This window comes from Enterococcus sp. DIV1937 (genome assembly GCF_050535975.1).
GTDB lineage: Bacteria > Bacillota > Bacilli > Lactobacillales > Enterococcaceae > Enterococcus > Enterococcus faecalis.
Window position 1 is genome coordinate 1,229,455 of the sequence record NZ_CP172909.1, and the last position, 15,206, is coordinate 1,244,660.

A 15,206-nucleotide genomic window follows, 5' to 3' on the forward strand; every position below is an offset into this window, starting at 1 on the left:
AGGAAGAACGAGTGCGAAGCCAGTTGGTAGCTTTCGTGCTCGTTTTTAATAAAAAAGGGAGTGGAAAAAATGAAAAATGAAGAACGCCGCAAAGCGATTGCACTGAATTGTCAAAAATACGAAAGTGACTATGCTCGCTTGGTGGAACCAATCAATGAGCTACTGTTAAACTTGGGAGCGGCTATTTCAGAAGAAGCCGCGAAGCAAATCATTCTGAATGTAAAACGATATCATCACGGCGTGAAATATCTTCCTGAGTGTCATTTAGATGAAAGTAACCAATTTATCGAAGATGGGCTTGAAGCTCTTAAAAAGGGAGATTTAGGCAACGGTGCGTTACAACTATTTGGGGCCGGCTTAAACTTTGCTAGTTTTGCAGCAAAAGCACAAGGAACCAAAAAAATTGATGCCCACCAAATGTTGGCAGAACGTTTTACGAAGTTGTTGTCTGTAAAGTAGCCAGCTACTCATTGTGAATTTTAGTATCTGGGACAGTAGTCAAAATGACTTTTGTCCCAGATATTTTTTTTATAAAAATATGAAACCTTTTACAGATACTTAACGTCTAATAGTTAGTTAAATGAAAAGAGGTGTTTTATGGATAAAATTTCAACAAAAAAATTAGTTCAGAAAGCAAAAAAAGGAGATGGACAAGCATTTGTTCACCTTTGTCAAAAATATGAAACAGTTTTATACAATGCTGCATATAAAATGCTATTAAACGAAGTCGACGTTGCTGATTGTTTACAAGAAACTGAACTATGTGCATGGGAAAAAATAACAACATTAAAAAATGAACATGCGTTTAATTCATGGATTTTTAAAATAATGTTAAACCAAGTTCAAAATATTTTTAGAGAAAAGCAGAGAACAACTCACTGGATGGATACTTATTCTTCTGTTCCTGCTTTTGATGATTTATATGATTTGGATAAAGGATTACATAAATTACCTGATAATTATCGCGTTCCGCTAGTTATGTACTATTATGTTGGCTTTAGTATAAAAGAAATCGCTCAGCAACTTGATGTTTCAACAAATACCATCAAAATTCGTCTTTCTCGTGGTCGAAAAAAATTAAGGACATATTTAAAGGAGACATGGTAAATGGATAGAAAACGAAGTGATATATTAAAATATGAAAAAAAGATGCCTTTAGAAACAGTGGAACGTTTAAACACACAAAGAACTAAGATATTAATGGGAGAAATAAAACAATACAGACAGCCAAAGAAAAAAATATCGCGTAAACATTTAATTATAGGGCTAATTAGTATTGCTACCACTTTTACTTTGATAGTAAAAACACCCATTGGACGTGCCATAGAAGAGGTATTGGGGATTAGTCAAGATACAGGTGTTCAAACAGTAGAATCTTCTGGTGTTCCAACAAAACTAGAATTGCGGAGTGTACAAAATGAGCGAGAAATCGTATTAACAAAATTTGTATCGACAAAAAATAAAATGGCGTTTGATTATCAATTTAAGATTAAAGATCAGAAATTAAAAGAGTTATTACAGAAAAAAATCGCTAGAAATAATTATTCTCAAGATATTCAACTAGGGTTATTTAGAGAAGGAAGCAAAGAAGATTTATTTGGGGGTGTAAGTTCAACATCGTTATATAGAATCGAGAAGGATGTTTTTTATGGTTCAGTGATTTCAACTTTCAATAAGCAAAAACTTGTTAGTCAAGATCAATTAACGCTTCATATCTACCGATTAGCTTGGGAAGATCAAGAACAGCATGATAATGAATTAAAAGAAGCAATCAAAGCAAGTAGCCGATCTTTTAGTGTTGAGAATGCATTAGAGTATCAAGGCGATTGGACGTTTAAAATTCCTTACCAACCCATTATGAAAGAAACGATACCTAGCATTAAAAACGTGAAAAAAATTAAAAATATTAAGGCCCAAAGTGATGCGCTTCAAACTACGCTGATTATGGATGTTCCAAATCCAGAAAAAAATAAAAAAAGTCGTGATATTCTAATTTCAGTTTATAAAAACGGTCTTGAGATACCTATTGCACGTCAAATTGGTAGTGGCTTTAATAAAGGGGAAGATGCTACAATTAACATTTCTTTTGACTTAAGTAGTTTGGATCATAAGTCATTATATAAAGTAATCGTTAGAAATTCTTATGAAGATGATGCAGCAGGAAAAGAATTAGGTTCGTTGGAGTTAAAAAATACTCAGAAATAATTGCTAAAAAGGTTATGGGAAATACAAATATTTTAATTAATATAACTACTAAAAAAAGCATCTTTTTTATTGAGCGTTGTCATTAAAAAAAGATGCTTTTATTTTCATTATCAATGGTTATCATTAGGATATTCAGACACCTGTAATTGCCATAGCTTATCTGTCACTGAAGCAATAAACGCAGCACTCTTAGCATTATCAGGTCCTTTAGTAAAAATTGCTAAAGCAAAGGGGTGAGGTGTTTCTAAAATCCCCATATCATGAATAAATTCATCATAGGAACCAATTTTATGAGCAACTTTTCCTTGAGTTGTGGGAGTTTCCATTCTTTCATGGAAAACACTTTGTTTCATAGAATCATAAATCGCTTGGTAATCTGGTTTTGTTGCTTTTTCAGTATATAATTTTTGTAGAATAACTAGCGCATCTTCCGAAGAAAATTGTGGTTCTTCAATCGAAGGTGACTTGTGCAAATAACGCTGATACATTTCTCGTTTTGCTTTTGCATCACCACCCAATGTATCATAGAGCATATTTTTAGCGATATTATCAGAATAGGTGATGGCATATTCTTGTAACGTTTTTAATGGATATTCTGGTTGGATATTATAGGCAATGATCCCAGTTCCTTCTTCATAATCTTCTTCGGCGTTATAGGGAATCAGGTCTGTCCATTTTTTTTGACCAGAAGCAACCGTGTCGGCGACTAGCATCGTCAGGGGCACTTTAATAGTACTAGCTGTATAAAATTCATGTTGGCCATTCACGGAACGCTGTTCGCCAGTTTCTAAATCCAAATAACTAATCCCGACCGTTCCTTCAAATTCTTTGACAGAAGCGACGAGCAGGTCATTTATTTTATCAAAAAATACTGTATTTGCTGAATTATTTTCTTCCTTGTCTTTCGTATGCTTCTCATGTTTGGCGGAATCAATTGTAACTTTTTGTTCAGATTCTTTGGCATAATCTTCGCCACGACTTGAGAAGAAGAAGCCCACAATTAGGAAAAAGCAAAGAAAGAAAATGGTGCCGTAAAGTGAGAGCTGCTGTTTCTTCAATGTAAAACCCTTTCCGTTTCTCTAATAGATATTTTTCTCAACTCCTCCATTTAATCATTTTTCGGATAAGAGCGCAAGCGTCTTTTTAACGGCACTACTGGTTTTGTTTCATTTGTTTTTGGAGTGCTTGCGATTGCTTTAATAGCTCTTTGCCGATAGTGGTATCTTTCACCAATAACCGCTGTAAGGGGCGATCGATGACTTGTTTGATGGAATGAATGTCTTGATTATTTAAAATGGCTGTTTCTTTACTAGAAAAAGATTTATGCGCGGTCAGTTGTAAACCAAACGAGTTGTACAACAATGTATAACCAGCAATCCCAGTAATTGTCTGATAAGATTTTGAAAAGCCGCCGTCAATTACGAGAAGCGTGCCATTTGCTTTGATTGGCGATTCGCCTTTTGTTCGTTTAACTGGTGTATGGCCATTAATGATATGTCGATTTTCACCAGTCACTTCAAATTCATCTAGGATTCTTTCACAAACTTCAACCGTATCACGCAAAGAGTAATAAGGATTCTTTTCTTCGTAATGTGTTTCTTTTTCAGCGAGAAAATAACGCTCAAAGGTTTTCATAGCTCGTTTACCAAATAATGAGGAACCTTCGCCACACCAAAGATACCATAAACAATCTGTTGCATAGTCATCTGTACTAGCAGGCTGAGCGTAAGCTTCTTCTAACATTTCCTGAAAGAAGTCAACTAAAGCTTTTCCTGAATAGGAGTGGCCTTTAAATGTATAAGCTTGAAAAGTACCGTCCGCATTCAGAGGCAGACAGCCATGAATCAATAAATTTTGATTATACACAAGGTAAAGAGAAGCTTTTTCCATTAGAAAGCGCATGTGTTTTGTTAACCGCGGTGAAGACTGAAATTGCGTTAATAAATCATCAATTATCTGTTTTTCCTCACGTGTTAATTGGTAAGGTTGCTCTTCAGAAACGGTTTGGAAACAGCTGTTAATTAATGTATAACGACATTCGTCAAAAGTAATAGTTTCCCCTTGAATCTTATCTAAGCGTAGCCGATGTGCCAAGTTAAAATCAGGGCGTCGACCAATAATTTGCCCTTCTAGTTTTTCTTGAATAATGGCAATGGCTTGTTGCACACGCATCGCTACTTGTTTTTCCGCTTCAGTTAACGCACGATAGGGATTTTTCTTGGGTGCAAAAGCAGGATTTTCTTTATACGTTTCTAAACTAAATTTTTTTAAGGCGGTTAAATCGATAGCATAACGTTCTTCTAACAAATCTAAATTTCCATAGCGAGCACAAATACGTACTACATTGGCTAAACAAGCCAGTGAACCACTATAAGCAGCCAGCCAAATCATATCGTGATTGCCTAGTTGAATATCCAAGGAGTGATAGGACATTAATCGGTCCATAATTTTATCTGGTGCTGGCCCCCGGTCATAGATATCCCCAATAACATGTAGGTGATCGATAATCAGACGTTGGATTAGATAAGCTAATTCTGTCACGAAACGTTTGGCTTCACCTAGTAAAATAATTTTTTCAATAATTTGTTGATAGTAACCGTTTTTGGTTGTTGTTTCATCATATTGATAAATCAACTCTTCGAGAATATACCCATAGGTTTCAGGAAGGGCTTTGCGAACTTTAGAACGTGTGTACTTCATCGAAGAAGAACGGACGATTTCAACCAGACGGCGAATCGTTAATAGCCACCATTCATAAGAGAGGGCGCTTTCATTTTCTAAAAGTGTTAATTTTTCTTCTGGATAGTAGATAATAAAACAAAGCTCGTCCATCTGATGGGCATTTAATTCTTGTTTAAATAAAAATTGAACTTTTTCTCGGATTCGCCCAGAACCATTTCTTAAAATATGGTCAAAAGCTTCAAATTCACCATGTAAATCACTGACAAAATGTTCTGTTCCTTTCGGTAAATTCAAAATTGCTTCCAAATTAATAATTTCTTCAATTTGTTGATCGCGGTTCAGTGTAGCCAAGTCATCTGCCTTCTTTCTTTTTCGTATATACCAATTTTTGTTTAAAAGATTAAAGTCTTGATAATAAAGGTTTTTTATTCATATGCCAATTATTGTAGGCTATTTGGCGAAAAAAAGCAACAGGAGAAAGTCAGAGAAAAATGTGGAAAATTATAGGAAGCTACTGGGTTTTATGCTATGATTTTTAATAAAACAAAATGAAGGGGCGGGAAAACATGTTATTTGGTACAGCAAAAATGAATCGGGAAAATCATTTAGAAGTCGGTGGTTGTGACACCGTAAAGTTGGCGCAAAAATTCGGGACGCCGTTATTTGTTTATGATGTCGCTCATATTCGCGCGCAGGCACGTGGTTTTAAACAAACGTTAAATCAATTAGGTATCAAAAATAAAGTGGTTTATGCAAGTAAAGCATTTAGTTGTTTAGCTATTTATCAAGTGTTAAAGGAAGAAGATATTGCTTGTGATGTTGTCTCTGGTGGAGAACTATTCACAGCTTTAAAAGGGGGCATGGAGCCAGCGGAAATTGAGTTCCATGGAAATAATAAAACCCCTGAAGAATTACGTTATGCTTTGGATAACAAAATAGGTACAATTGTCATTGATAATTTTTACGAAATTGACTTGTTGGAAGAATTATTAGCTACACGAAACCAAACACAAAAAGTTCTTTTTCGGGTGAGTCCTGGCGTGGATGCAGAAACACATGATTACATTTTGACAGGCCAAGAAGATTCAAAATTTGGTTTTGATGTTGCAAGTGGCCAGGCAACAGAAGCGCTCGTTCGCCTTTTATCAAATCCCTCTTTTGATGTGCAAGGGGTCCATTGCCATATTGGCTCGCAAATTTTTGCTGTGGAAGGCTTTTTAGCTGCTGTTGAAAAAATGTTCACTATTTTAGAAGACTGGCGGCAAGTCCATCAATTTACAGCACGTGTTTTAAATATGGGTGGTGGTTTTGGTGTGCAGTACACGCAGCAAGATGAGCCATTAGCACCAGCAACATTTGTTGAAAAAATTGTTTATTCCTTGAAAGGTCATTGTGAACAATTAGGGTATCCACTGCCTGAGCTTTGGATTGAACCAGGCCGCAGTTTAATTGCCGAAGCGGGCACAACGATATATACAGTTGGCGCGCAAAAAGAGGTTCCTGGTGTTCGTCATTTTGTTTCCGTAGATGGTGGCATGGGTGATAATATACGGCCTGCTTTGTATCAAGCGGTTTATGATGGATTTCTAGCGAATCGTGAGGGGTATGATTCAGTCAAGAAAGTCACAGTAGTTGGTAAATATTGCGAATCAGGCGATGTCTTACTTCGAGATATTTTATTGCCAGAAGTTAAAGCAGGGGATTTATTGGCCATCAGTAGTACGGGGGCTTACGGTTATTCAATGGCAAGTAATTACAACCGAAATCCTCGACCAGCGGTGGTTTTTGTCGAAGATGGACAAGCAAAATTAGTTGCTCGCCGTGAGACATATGAAGATATGACAACGTTGGATTGTTGATAGATTAAAAGTAGCCGCCTCTTTTTGAGACGGCTGTTTTTTTTTCAAAAAATAACAAAATGTAAGGGTGATTTCTTTCAGAAATGAAAAATCCATAGTATATTAAATGAAGAAGGAAATACTTTAGAAGAGGGTGTGATTTGCAGATGAAATGGCTCCTCGGGTTACTGATCATTTTTGCAATGATTGGCGTTGTTTTTTCTGTTTACATTGCCAATTATTTTTTGAAAATTGCGTTGCTTAAAGACAACCCTTGGTATCATAAAAAAGGGCATCGGTTATTAAATCCTGATAATTTTCAAGAACGTGAAACAAGATATACAAAAATAGAAGAACAACAAAAACAAGAAGGCGAAGCTTTTTGGACAGAGTCTTTTGCTGAAGATCGTTGGTTGAAAATTAAAGATGAAACATTGTATGCACGGTGCTTTATTCCTTATCCAGATAACCATCGTTGGGCGATTTGTGTGCATGGTTATCGTTCAAACGGAAAACGCGATATGGTATATACTGCATTACGTTTTGCAGAAGAAGGCTACAATGTTTTAGTTCCCGATTTGCGTGCGCACGGGAAAAGTTCAGGGAATAAAATTGGGATGGGATGGCTGGATCGGTTAGATTTATTAAGTTGGATTAGTGAAGTTCTTGCCATTGATATGGAAGCAGAAATTATTTTAGTGGGCGGTTCCATGGGAGCGGCTACTGTCATGATGGCAAGTGGTGAAAAGTTACCAACGAATGTCCGCGGATTAATAGTGGATTGTGGCTATACTTCTGTCTATGATGAATTTAAATACGTCCTACATGAATCTTTTCATTTACCCGCTTTTCCTATTTTAACGATTGCTAATCAATTAGCATTAAATAACTATGGCTTTCAATTGAAAACCGCTTCTTCCGTGAGACAATTACACAAAAATACGTTGCCGACATTTTTTATTCACGGTACAGGTGATCGCTTTGTTCCAATGACAATGTTTGAAGAAAATTTAGCGGCAACTCAGGGGATAAAAAAAGGCCTCATTGTTGCTAAAGCACCACATTTATCTTCAAGTGTCTACGAACCTGAAAATTATTACAGTAGTATTTTTGAATTTTTGGAAGAAAACTGTCCTGCGGTAAAAACAATATCCGACTAAAAAAGACATGGATTTTCATGATTCCATGTCTTTTTTTTGTCTGACTCGTTTAGTTAAATTTAAAGTGCTTAAAAAGAAAAATAACGGCGCCAAACTACCAAGGCAAAGGAACCATTTCATTGAATAAGTTAACTCTTGCTGTAAAAGAGATTCTCGTATATAGCTGAAACCTTCGCCATGGACCCGCAAATAAATATAAATGTAAGCAAAAAGAATCACTAAAGGCAAAATACAGACTTCTAATATTTCCAAAAGATAAGGAAAGGTTTTATTTAATAATTTGAGGCGTGTCTTATTCAATAGATAAGCAAAAATGAAAATTGACCATAAAAAACCAAAAAAACTAATCAAATAAAAAATCAGATTCGCACTTCCTGCATTCATAAAAGCTTTCGGGAAAAGTAGTCTGCCGATGAATGTATTTTTAATTGTAAAAGGAACATCAAAAATGGAAATATAAAGACAAAAAAGTACTAATGTTAACAAGGCATGCCAAATCTTTTTCTCCATTTCATTTAAAAAATATCTAATTACTTGGTACATTTCCATAAACTGTCGCTCCGTGTTTGAAATAATCGTAGTTTTGACTATACCATAGCTGTTCTCAATTTTCTTGAAAAAAATACACGCAACCAGCCTTGACTATACGAAACACACAGAGTGTCTAAAAAATAAGTTGCGATCGCATTTTTTCGCATGCTAGTGTTGCACTTCTGTTTCGTTGGTGTTTTCTAATTGCTGATTTGTTGATTAAAAAAGGGCAGGAGGGAGCGTTTTTTTAGTATAATAATATAAAAGAATATAGAAAAAATCGTAGGATGGGAGTTATTCAAAGTGGCGGAGATTACAGTTAAGACAATTTCAGCGAAAGATGATTTAAAGAAGTTACTTTTGGGTCAAGAGTATGACCACCAGCAGCCAGTTAAAAATATTTTAAAAGCTAGAACATCGAATGTCCATATTGAAAAGTACGAGGTTGTGGAGGATGTTTTTTTAAAGTTAACTGGGAAGGCGACCGTGCACAAAGATATTATGAACTCATTTTGGACAACGTATAAAATTATGTTACAACTTGTTTATCCCGATTTCTTTAGACCAGCGGAAGTAATTGGGGAAATTCAAGAAAGCTATTTAGAAAAACCTTCTGAACAGAATTTGCTTGCAGTAAATAGCAAGTATCCGCCTCATGATTCCGGGACATCGGCTGTGATTTCGGACCGATATTTAACTTATTTTGACCAAGTTTTTCCTGACTATTTACCAAATCCTGTACCAAAAAAATATACATGGAATGAATTCCTTCTCGACAATTTTACTAAATTTGAGCGAGTTCATCAGGACCCACAATTAAAGCGTTTTGCCGAACTTACCCATTCAATTGGAAACATTACAGTAGTTCCACTAGGATTTAACAGCGGAAGAAGCTTATCGTTTAAAGATTATTGGGATTATTCTTTAGAACAACTTTCGATATTTTTAGCTTCGTTTCATTCATGGGAAAGCTACGTTCATACGTATGAGATGCAACCATTTTTAAATGAACAGTATCAACCAGTAGCGCTATGGAAAAATCATTTGAAAAAAGACTCGTTTATCTTACCTCAGAATATAGAGGAGATAAATGAATATTTAGTTCAAGTAAATCAACGAATAGAAAAAAGAGGGCAGCGAATAGTGAATCGGTTGTAATGAAATAAGAATCGACTTTTCACTAAACGTTGAAAGTCTCGAATCTTGTGCTCTTTTATTGACTCAGAAACAGAGAACAATTAAACTACTAGATTAGTATCAAAAAATAATTGCGTATAGGAATAACCAGTCGCATGTTTAAATAACTTTTAGGTCTTATGTAAGTAACAAAAGTTATTAGTACGAAGCAATCATTTTAGAAAGGAGCTTTTATGCAATTCACATTATTAAATCAAGAAAATCAAGCCTATTGGGAAGCAACCTACATAGAAGCTTTTCCAGAAGAAGAGAGACTGCCGTTTGATCAATTATTGATGTCTTCTCAAGCAGGAAAATTTCATTTGTTTGTTATTCAAGAGGCGGATGAGAACGTGGGGATTTTGTTAAATAGTCAAATTGCACCTGAAGCAACCTATGTCTTTTTCTTTGCAATTGATCAGCACCACCGAAACAAACGATTAGGCTCAACCGTGTTAGCGTTATTGAAGACACGTTATCCTAAGGGGGTTCTTTTAGAGAGTGAAGAAATTGGCAAAAATGCAGCGAATGAAGCCCAAAGAGAAAAACGTTATCAGTTTTATGAAAGAAATGGCGTGCAGGATACGGGGTATCTGATTATGGATAGAGGGCTCACTTTTCATATCATGTTTGCTGGAGCGTCAGGCTTCGGTGGAACGCAGCTACAGTTTTTATTAGACTTCCATCCAGTAGCAAAAATTTGGAAAAAGCCAAGTATTGATGGCATTAGGTAATTTTTATCAAATAAGTAAATTAAACAAACAAAAAAACATATGAAAGAACGGACCAATCGGTTCTTTCATATGTTTTTTATCATTAGCCTCGAAATAACTAGCGAATACCCAAAGCAATTCGTGCGTAACGGCTCATTTTATCCGTTGTCCAAGCAGGGTACCAGACTAATTTTACTTCGATATTATTTACTTCAGGAATATCTTTTAAAACACCATGGATTTGTTCTGTTAAAACATCTGCTAACGGACAACCCATTGTGGTTAAGGTCATTTTGATGACAGTATCACCAGTTTCTTCTGCAAATTCAACTTCATAAATTAGTCCTAAATTAACAATATCGATGCCTAATTCAGGGTCAATCACTGTTTCTAATGCAGTTAAAATATCTTCTTTAATTGCTTCAACTTCTTCGGTTGAACGTTGTTGAGGTTGTTCACTCATTCGTCTTCTACTCCTTTGCAAGTTGCCTCTTTACTATCATACCTTTTTTAAGAATGTTTGTAAATGAGAAGTATCTCACATGTCATGGAATTTACTGATTTATTAAAAAAGCTCATAAAAATCTAAATTCATTTTATTTTAATCAAAATCTCATTATTTTGTTGACATTAGAAAACAATGAGTTTAGAATGATCGATAACAATCTAAATTTAATTTTTGGATATTTTTAAAAAACTGAATTTTCAGTCAATTGGAAATATCAAAGGGAGGATTTTATGAAAATTAAGCAGGTACATGTTAGGGCATCGAAAATTAAACTGAAAGAAACATTTACGATCGCTTTGGGGACGATAGAATCAGCGGATAGTGCAATTGTGGAAATTGAAACAGAAGAGGGATTAGTTGGATATGGAGAAGGAGGGCCAGGCATTTTTATTACCGGTGAAACGTTGGCTGGCACGATTGAAACGATCGAATTATTTGGCCAAGCAATCATTGGCTTAAACCCCTTTAATATTGAGAAAATTCATGAAGTGATGGATAAAATATCTGCTTTCGCTCCAGCGGCAAAAGCAGCAATCGATATTGCTTGTTATGATTTGATGGGTCAGAAAGCTCAACTGCCTCTTTATCAATTGTTAGGCGGCTATGATAACCAAGTAATAACGGATATTACACTAGGTATTGATGAACCAAATGTGATGGCACAAAAAGCCGTCGAAAAAGTCAAACTAGGTTTTGATACATTAAAAATTAAAGTCGGAACAGGAATTGAAGCTGATATCGCAAGAGTAAAAGCGATTCGTGAAGCAGTTGGCTTTGATATCAAGCTCCGCTTAGATGCGAATCAGGCTTGGACGCCCAAAGATGCAGTTAAAGCGATTCAAGAATTAGCAGATTATCAAATTGAATTAGTGGAACAGCCAGTTAAAAGACGCGATTTAGAAGGTCTAAAATACGTTACTTCACAAGTTAATACGACAATTATGGCTGATGAAAGCTGTTTTGATGCTCAAGATGCGTTGGAATTAGTTAAAAAAGGCACAGTCGATGTTATCAATATAAAATTAATGAAGTGTGGCGGCATTCATGAAGCGCTGAAAATTAATCAGATTTGTGAAACAGCAGGCATCGAATGCATGATTGGGTGTATGGCGGAAGAAACAACCATTGGCATCACGGCTGCTGCCCATTTAGCTGCTGCTCAAAAGAATATCACACGAGCAGATTTAGATGCGACATTCGGTTTAGAAACTGCGCCCGTAACTGGGGGCGTATCCTTAGAAGCAAAACCATTATTGGAATTAGGAGAAGCAGCTGGATTAGGCATTTCTCATTAAAAAAGGAGTAAAGCAAATGAAGTATGATTTAAAGTATCTTAGTGTTCCTTTGCCTGAGGAAATTCAAAGGGTGAAAGAATTTGGCGATTTTGCAAGTGCGGATATTGCCATTGATTTTTGGTTGACAAAAGAACTTCCGCAGGCATTAAAAGAACGTTTGATAATTGAAAAAGATGTCATTAAAATGATGCGTATGAATGAGTATCCTCATAGCTTTGCAAAAGCTGATCAAATGATGAGAGACACTTTTCAGGATTATCAAACAGAGGAATTAATTCGTTTAAAAGAAACGGGATTAGTGGACTGGGTTTATATTGACGGTGAACCGTATTTCCAACTTCGATTTTTGGCCAATTTAATTAAAACAAATGCGGCATATGTTGCACGTTTGCGGGAAGCAGAAAGCAATCAATTAGAAATTCTCCGCAAAAAAGAACTAAAAGAGAACATCGAACAAATGCAAAAAAACGGTGGTAGAAAAGTGAGAACAACAATTAAAGCCACCATTCAGGTGAAAAAAGAATTTGAGCGTCCAGGTGAGCGTGTTCGTGTCCATTTGCCGCTGCCCAAAGCGTGTCAACAACAATCAGAAATTGAAATCCTAGCTGCGTCACCTGAAGCAACCTATATTGCGGCAGAAGATGCGCCTCAACGAACACTGTGTTTTGAAACAATTTTAAAAGAAAATCAAACGTTTACAGTTGAATATTGTTATGTTAATCGGATGGTTTACCAACAGTTAGAAGAAAATAACGTAGACAAAATGCAACCAAGCTTTGATTTAGAGGAACAGTTACCGCATATTCGATTCACGCCTTATTTAAGAAATTTAGCAGATGAGATTGTGGGCGATGAAAGTAATCCCTTAAAAAAGGCACGCTTGATTTATGACTTTGTGACGACAAAGATTCATTATTCTTTCATGCGTGAATATTTTACAATTTCCAATATTTCAGAGTATGCTGCAACTAATTTAAAAGGTGACTGCGGCGTGCAAGCGATTTTGTTTATCACGCTTTGTCGGATTGCAGGGATACCAGCCAAATGGCAATCGGGATTATATGTTTCTACACATTATACAGGCTGTCATGATTGGGCACAATTTTATATAGAACCGTACGGCTGGCTCTTTGCGGATTTATCTTTTGGCGGAGGTGCTTACCGAGACGGGGATAGACAGCGGTGGAATCATTATTTCGGCAATTTAGATGTTTTTAGAATGGTCGCAAATAGTGAGATCCAGGCAGACTTTCAGCCGGCAAAAATGCAATTGCGTGCAGACCCAATTGACAACCAGCGGGGAGAATTTGAGTACGAAAATGAGGGCTTGCCCTACGCATGCTTGATAGTTTCGCAAGAACGGCTTTCCATGGAAGAGTTGCCGTTTGATTGACACATAGGGGGAATAGTATGAAAAAGTTAAAAATGATGGGGATTATGTTATTTGTTAGTACGGTCTTGGTAGGTTGTGGCACAACAGCAGAAACAAAAATAGACGAGAAAGCAACTGAGAAAACCAGTGTCTCGAAAAAAGTTTTAAATTTAATGGAGAACTCGGAAATCGGTTCAATGGATTCTATTTTTACACAAGATGAAGCCAGTATTAACGCACAGTCCAATGTCTTTGAAGGGTTATATCAATTGGATGAAAAAGATCAACTAATACCAGCTGCCGCTAAAGAGATGCCTGAAATTTCTGAAGATGGCAAACGATATACCATTAAACTAAGAGAAGATGGCAAGTGGTCCAATGGTGATGCTGTAACAGCCAATGATTTTGTTTTTGCTTGGCGTAAATTAGCGAATCCCAAAAACCAAGCCAATTACTTTTTCTTGTTAGAAGGAACGATTCTGAACGGAACAGCTATTACAAAAGAGGAAAAAGCACCAGAGGAATTGGGTGTCAAAGCGCTTGATGATTATACTTTGGAGGTTACTTTGGAAAAGCCTGTACCGTATTTTACGTCGTTATTGGCATTTTCTCCATTTTTCCCACAAAACGAAGCATTCGTGAAAGAAAAAGGACAAGCCTATGGCACTTCTAGTGAAATGATTGTATCTAATGGTCCATTTTTAATGAAAAATTGGGATCAGTCAGCGATGTCGTGGGATTTTGTGCGTAATCCCGACTATTACGATAAAGAAAAAGTAAAATCAGAAACGATTCATTTTGAAGTTCTTAAAGAAACCAATACCGTTTATAATTTGTACGAATCAGGTGAATTAGATGTGGCTGTCTTAACAGGAGATTTTGCTAAACAAAATCGAGACAACCCAGACTATGAAGCAATCGAACGGTCAAAAGTCTATTCCTTACGTTTAAACCAAAAAAGAAACGAAAAACCATCCATTTTTGCAAATGAGAATGTCCGCAAAGCTTTAGCTTATGCTTTGGATAAAAAAAGTTTAGTCGATAATATTTTGGCAGATGGTTCAAAAGAAATTTATGGGTACATTCCAGAAAAATTTGTATATAACCCAGAAACGAATGAAGATTTTCGTCATGAAGCAGGCGCCCTTGTCAAAACAGACGCCAAAAAAGCCAAAGAGTATTTAGATAAAGCAAAAGCAGAGCTAAACGGAGATGTAGCCATTGAACTTCTTTCAAGAGATGGTGATAGTGACCGAAAAGTTGCTGAATTTATCCAAGGCCAGTTACAAGAAACGTTGCCAGGTCTCACTATTAATGTCAAAACAGTTCCTTTAAATAATGCGATTGAATTAATGAGAAAAGGGGATTATGAATTGTCTGTTGGCATGTGGGGACCCGATTATCAGGATCCAATGACTTTCTTAGAAAGCTCAGTTAGTGGTAACCGTATGAACTATTCTAGCCCAACGTTTGATCAACTAATTGAAGAAGCAACAACTAAATACGCAAATGATCCTGAAACTCGTTGGCAAACATTAATTAAAGCTGAAAAAGTATTGGTGGAAGAAGATGCCGCTTTAATTCCTTTATACCAAGAGGCCCGTAGTCAGCTTGTACGACCAGGTGTCAAAGGTATTCAGTATCATAACTTCGGTGCAACGAGCACATATAAGTATGCCTATAAAGAATAAATTAGTGAACAAAAGTACCTTTAGCTGAAGGTACT

At 36.2% G+C, this 15,206-nt stretch carries 14 protein-coding genes; 10 read left to right on the forward strand and 4 right to left on the reverse strand.

Going from position 1 to position 15,206, the window contains the following annotated elements; translation table 11 throughout:
- Nucleotides 1–69 precede the first annotated feature (69 nt).
- The 3 genes from IGL13_RS05975 (at nt 70) to IGL13_RS05985 (ending at nt 2,205) form a co-directional block, all read left to right on the forward strand.
- A complete protein-coding gene (locus IGL13_RS05975; RefSeq protein WP_002357671.1) occupies nt 70–459 on the forward strand; it encodes a hypothetical protein in 390 nt (129 codons plus the stop codon).
- A 138-nt stretch (nt 460–597) separates the two neighbouring features.
- Nucleotides 598–1,107: an RNA polymerase sigma factor gene (locus tag IGL13_RS05980; protein WP_002378304.1), complete on the forward strand. Its 510-nt coding sequence runs from the start codon at nt 598–600 to the stop codon at nt 1,105–1,107.
- Nucleotides 1,108–2,205 (forward strand): hypothetical protein, encoded by a 1,098-nt coding sequence (locus IGL13_RS05985; protein WP_002361777.1) that lies wholly within the window; start codon nt 1,108–1,110, stop codon nt 2,203–2,205.
- A 110-nt stretch (nt 2,206–2,315) separates the two neighbouring features.
- On the opposite strand, the gene IGL13_RS05990 is transcribed toward IGL13_RS05985, so the two are convergent.
- Together IGL13_RS05990 and IGL13_RS05995 are read right to left on the reverse strand one after the other, a co-directional pair.
- Nucleotides 2,316–3,203, reverse strand: coding sequence for a serine hydrolase (locus IGL13_RS05990; RefSeq protein ID WP_002361778.1), 888 nt, complete (start codon nt 3,201–3,203; stop codon nt 2,316–2,318).
- A gap of 154 nt (nt 3,204–3,357) precedes the next feature.
- Entirely contained in the window at nt 3,358–5,238 is a 1,881-nt protein-coding gene (locus tag IGL13_RS05995) for a fructose-1,6-bisphosphatase (RefSeq protein ID WP_002361779.1), read from the reverse strand.
- Between the two features lie 197 nt (nt 5,239–5,435).
- Between IGL13_RS05995 and lysA the strand changes: the two genes are divergently transcribed.
- Nucleotides 5,436–6,746, forward strand: a complete 1,311-nt coding sequence (lysA, locus tag IGL13_RS06000; protein ID WP_002378303.1) for a diaminopimelate decarboxylase — start codon at nt 5,436–5,438, stop codon at nt 6,744–6,746.
- 146 nt (nt 6,747–6,892) lie between these two features.
- The gene (locus IGL13_RS06005; RefSeq protein ID WP_002401505.1) at nt 6,893–7,885 is read left to right on the forward strand and encodes an alpha/beta hydrolase; all 993 of its coding nucleotides are present in this window, start codon (nt 6,893–6,895) and stop codon (nt 7,883–7,885) included.
- Nucleotides 7,886–7,900: 15 nt separating this feature from the next.
- Here IGL13_RS06005 and IGL13_RS06010 read toward each other — a convergent pair whose 3' ends face one another.
- Nucleotides 7,901–8,434, reverse strand: a complete 534-nt coding sequence (locus IGL13_RS06010; protein WP_002360384.1) for a hypothetical protein — start codon at nt 8,432–8,434, stop codon at nt 7,901–7,903.
- A gap of 285 nt (nt 8,435–8,719) precedes the next feature.
- Here IGL13_RS06010 and IGL13_RS06015 point away from each other — a divergent pair, with 285 nt between their 5' ends.
- A complete protein-coding gene (locus tag IGL13_RS06015; protein ID WP_002378301.1) occupies nt 8,720–9,574 on the forward strand; it encodes a hypothetical protein in 855 nt (284 codons plus the stop codon).
- A gap of 212 nt (nt 9,575–9,786) precedes the next feature.
- Nucleotides 9,787–10,326, forward strand: a complete 540-nt coding sequence (locus IGL13_RS06020) for a GNAT family N-acetyltransferase (protein WP_002378300.1) — start codon at nt 9,787–9,789, stop codon at nt 10,324–10,326.
- 97 nt (nt 10,327–10,423) lie between these two features.
- On the opposite strand, the gene IGL13_RS06025 is transcribed toward IGL13_RS06020, so the two are convergent.
- Nucleotides 10,424–10,768 (reverse strand): metal-sulfur cluster assembly factor, encoded by a 345-nt coding sequence (locus IGL13_RS06025; protein ID WP_002357660.1) that lies wholly within the window; start codon nt 10,766–10,768, stop codon nt 10,424–10,426.
- A 275-nt stretch (nt 10,769–11,043) separates the two neighbouring features.
- Here IGL13_RS06025 and IGL13_RS06030 point away from each other — a divergent pair, with 275 nt between their 5' ends.
- From IGL13_RS06030 to IGL13_RS06040, 3 genes are read left to right on the forward strand one after another with little or no spacing between them, the layout of a single operon-like run.
- Entirely contained in the window at nt 11,044–12,108 is a 1,065-nt protein-coding gene (locus IGL13_RS06030; protein ID WP_002360381.1) for a dipeptide epimerase, read from the forward strand.
- Between the two features lie 16 nt (nt 12,109–12,124).
- On the forward strand, nt 12,125–13,501 hold the full coding sequence (locus IGL13_RS06035; RefSeq protein WP_002366658.1) for a transglutaminase-like domain-containing protein: 1,377 nt from the start codon (nt 12,125–12,127) through the stop codon (nt 13,499–13,501).
- Between the two features lie 17 nt (nt 13,502–13,518).
- On the forward strand, nt 13,519–15,171 hold the full coding sequence (locus IGL13_RS06040; RefSeq protein WP_002378299.1) for a peptide ABC transporter substrate-binding protein: 1,653 nt from the start codon (nt 13,519–13,521) through the stop codon (nt 15,169–15,171).
- Nucleotides 15,172–15,206 lie beyond the last annotated feature (35 nt).

Bases quoted from the DNA above. Each gene is read 5' to 3' on its own strand.
- IGL13_RS06005 (WP_002401505.1), top strand. From the start codon at position 6,893: ATGAAATGGCTCCTCGGGTTACTGATCATTTTTGCAATGATTGGCGTT.
- IGL13_RS06010 (WP_002360384.1), bottom strand. From the start codon at position 8,434: ATGGAAATGTACCAAGTAATTAGATATTTTTTAAATGAAATGGAGAAA.
- IGL13_RS06040 (WP_002378299.1), top strand. From the start codon at position 13,519: ATGAAAAAGTTAAAAATGATGGGGATTATGTTATTTGTTAGTACGGTC.
- IGL13_RS06030 (WP_002360381.1), top strand. From the start codon at position 11,044: ATGAAAATTAAGCAGGTACATGTTAGGGCATCGAAAATTAAACTGAAA.
- IGL13_RS06035 (WP_002366658.1), top strand. From the start codon at position 12,125: ATGAAGTATGATTTAAAGTATCTTAGTGTTCCTTTGCCTGAGGAAATT.
- IGL13_RS06025 (WP_002357660.1), bottom strand. From the start codon at position 10,768: ATGAGTGAACAACCTCAACAACGTTCAACCGAAGAAGTTGAAGCAATT.
- IGL13_RS06020 (WP_002378300.1), top strand. From the start codon at position 9,787: ATGCAATTCACATTATTAAATCAAGAAAATCAAGCCTATTGGGAAGCA.
- lysA (WP_002378303.1), top strand. From the start codon at position 5,436: ATGAAGGGGCGGGAAAACATGTTATTTGGTACAGCAAAAATGAATCGG.
- IGL13_RS05985 (WP_002361777.1), top strand. From the start codon at position 1,108: ATGGATAGAAAACGAAGTGATATATTAAAATATGAAAAAAAGATGCCT.
- IGL13_RS05980 (WP_002378304.1), top strand. From the start codon at position 598: ATGGATAAAATTTCAACAAAAAAATTAGTTCAGAAAGCAAAAAAAGGA.
- IGL13_RS05975 (WP_002357671.1), top strand. From the start codon at position 70: ATGAAAAATGAAGAACGCCGCAAAGCGATTGCACTGAATTGTCAAAAA.